At 66.5% G+C, this 1,186-nt stretch carries 2 protein-coding genes; one reads left to right on the top strand and one right to left on the bottom strand.

Going from position 1 to position 1,186, the window contains the following annotated elements; all coding sequences use genetic code 11:
• Nucleotides 1-490: hypothetical protein (locus tag MOV74_RS38560; protein ID WP_246932791.1), on the top strand; the 490-nt coding region annotated here is incomplete at its 5' end.
• Between the two features lie 103 nt (nucleotides 491-593).
• On the opposite strand, the gene MOV74_RS38555 is transcribed toward MOV74_RS38560, so the two are convergent.
• On the bottom strand, nucleotides 594-1,186 hold a 593-nt coding region (locus tag MOV74_RS38555), incomplete at its 5' end, for a metallophosphoesterase (protein WP_246932790.1).

Raw genomic sequence — 1,186 nt, 5'->3', positions numbered from 1 at the left:
TGCGCTGCTGCGCGCGCGGATCGAGGCCGCCGACCGGACCGGCGTCGTCGTCGATCTCAGGGACGCCGAGGTGGCGCGACTCGAGATTCTCAACGACGCGCTCGATCCGCTGTTCGCGCAGGTGCCTGATCAGATCGACCTGTTCGACCGCGGCATCAGCCAGGGCGATACGCCGAGACTGTGGATCGACGTTGTCGCGCACATCGTGATGGGGCGCGACAAGCGCATGTACCGCTTCGTCCAGGACACCCGCTTCGGCCGCATCGTGCTCGCCGAATCGCACGACACCGCCGTGATCGTCGAGGCCGTCACCGACTATGTCGCGCGCCGCATGGTCGAGCGCGAGCACGCGATGGTGGTCCCGCCCGAATCGAAGCCCGAGGTCGCGCCGCCGCGACGCTCGCGCTTCTGGCCCTTCGTGTTCGGCTTCCTCCTCGGTGCCGCCGCGCTGTTCGGGGTTGCCGTGGTGGCGGCGTTGCGGAGCTGGTGAATCTCTCTCTCGGACGTCATTCCGGGGCATGAGAAGCATGAACCCGGAATCTCGAGATTCCGGATTCGATGCTGCCGCATCGCTCCGGAATGACGGCATGGGCTCAAACCAGCCTCACATGCTTGATCTGCCCGATCTGAAATCCGGCTCCCAGGCTCCGCACCGTTTGCTCACAGCGCCAGCCGGCATTGTCCTTCTCGATCGTGAACAGATTATACGCCGCCGCCGGGTAGTGCCCGTGCGCGAGCGCGGAGGCCGAGGGCACGCCGAGCGCGGGAATGTTGCCGTTCGGCCCCTCGAACCACATCGTCGAATGAATGTGATCGTGCCCGTGCAGGATCAGCTCGACGCCATGGCGCTTGAGCAGCGCCAGCAGCGCGGCCGAATCTGTCATTCGCTTCTGCCGCGCGCCGGACTTCAGCGGATGATGCACCAGCAGCACGCGGAACACGTCTTCAGTCGCGAGCCGTTCGAGCACTGCTGCGAGCGAGGCGAGCTGATCGCGCCCGAGCGTGCCCGTCGCCATCAGCGGCAGGGTTGGCACCGCCGTCGACAGGCTGATCAACGCGAGCGGCCCGCGCCGGCGCACGGAGGGAAAACCGATGCTGCCGTCGTCGCCCGCAAGATAGGGGCCAAACGTCTCGCCGAAGCGATGCGAGGTGGCGCGAACATAGGCGTCGTGATTGCCGGGAATCG

This window comes from Bradyrhizobium sp. SHOUNA76 (assembly GCF_023006445.1).
Classification (GTDB): domain Bacteria; phylum Pseudomonadota; class Alphaproteobacteria; order Rhizobiales; family Xanthobacteraceae; genus Bradyrhizobium.
Note: the sequence above shows the minus strand (reverse complement) of the source record. Positions and strands in the feature narration are given on the sequence as shown.